This window comes from Vibrio sp. 10N.261.55.A7, assembly GCF_002877365.1.
Lineage (GTDB): Bacteria > Pseudomonadota > Gammaproteobacteria > Enterobacterales > Vibrionaceae > Vibrio.
In genome coordinates, this window is the sequence record NZ_MCWZ01000302.1 from 9223 (window position 1) to 9516 (window position 294).

The window sequence follows — 294 nt, forward strand, 5'->3', positions numbered from 1 at the left end:
TCAGCATCAGCAAGACGTGGACGTACAACTTTCTCGTTACCTTCGATAACGTGACGAGGCTCTTTAGACTCGATGTTCGATACGAAGATAAAGTTAGGCAGTAGCTTCTTGTTTTCGTCGCCTTCTCCGTATGAATAGACAGGGAAGTACTTCTGGTCACCTTTCATGGTGTAAACCAAGGCTTCTGAAGGTACTTTTAGGAACTCTTCTTCGAACTTCGCAGTTAGGACTACTGGCCATTCAACCAGAGACGTCACTTCTTCAACAAGGTCATCTTCTAGGTCAGCTGTACCG

1 protein-coding gene is annotated in these 294 nt (G+C 45.6%); it reads right to left on the minus strand.

The annotated features are described in order from the left end of the window. Positions 1-294 (minus strand): glycine--tRNA ligase subunit beta (locus tag BCU12_RS17535; protein ID WP_133153893.1); only part of this gene is annotated, 294 nt, incomplete at both ends.